We start from the raw sequence: 668 nt of genomic DNA, 5'->3' as shown, positions 1-668 counted from the left end.
ACAGAGGAGGGTGCCTAGGCGCGGTCCTAATCAACGTATCGCCAACCCATCGACGCCCCCATGAACCGCGCCCTCACCCTTCTCCGCCGCCGCCTCGTCGGCAGCGTCTTCGTGCTGCTGATCGTCGTCATCGGCACGTTCCTTTTGCTCGAGGCCGCCCCCGGCGACGCCGTCGACGCCTACATCGTCTCGACCGGCGGCGACGCCGGCATGATCGAATTGCTGCGTCATCGCTGGGGCCTCGACCAGTCGGAGCTGACGCGGCTGGCTAACTACCTCTGGGCGCTGTTGCATCTCGACCTCGGCCAGTCGGTGACCTTCTCCCGACCGATCCGCGATGTGATCCTCGAACGCCTGCCCAACACGCTGCTGTTGATGGTCAGCGCCACCGCGCTCTCCTTCGGGCTCGGCTCGGCACTCGGCATCTATGCCGGCGCGCGGCCCGGGAGTTTGCGCGACCGCTTCCTGTCGATCGGCTCGCTGGCGCTCTATGCCGTGCCGGGTTTCTGGCTCGGACTGGTGCTGATCGTCGTCTTTGCCGTCGACCTGCGCTGGCTGCCGATCGGCGGCATCGAGACCCTGGCTTCCGACAAGACCGGCCTTGACCGCGCAGCCGACATCGCCGTCCATCTTATCCTGCCTGTTTCGGCCCTCGGCTTCATCTACCT

1 protein-coding gene is annotated in these 668 nt (G+C 66.3%); it reads left to right on the top strand.

Features of this window, described 5'->3' with window-relative positions; genetic code table 11:
- Window positions 1–60 precede the first annotated feature (60 nt).
- On the top strand, window positions 61–668 hold a 608-nt coding region (locus tag EN925_RS38495; RefSeq protein ID WP_164894812.1), incomplete at its 3' end, for an ABC transporter permease.

Origin of the sequence: Mesorhizobium sp. M7A.F.Ca.US.006.04.2.1 (genome assembly GCF_004022915.1) — a bacterium.
GTDB classification, from domain to species: domain Bacteria; phylum Pseudomonadota; class Alphaproteobacteria; order Rhizobiales; family Rhizobiaceae; genus Mesorhizobium; species Mesorhizobium ciceri.
The sequence above is the reverse complement of the archived record's forward strand: the minus strand, read 5'-3'. Positions and strand labels throughout refer to the sequence as shown.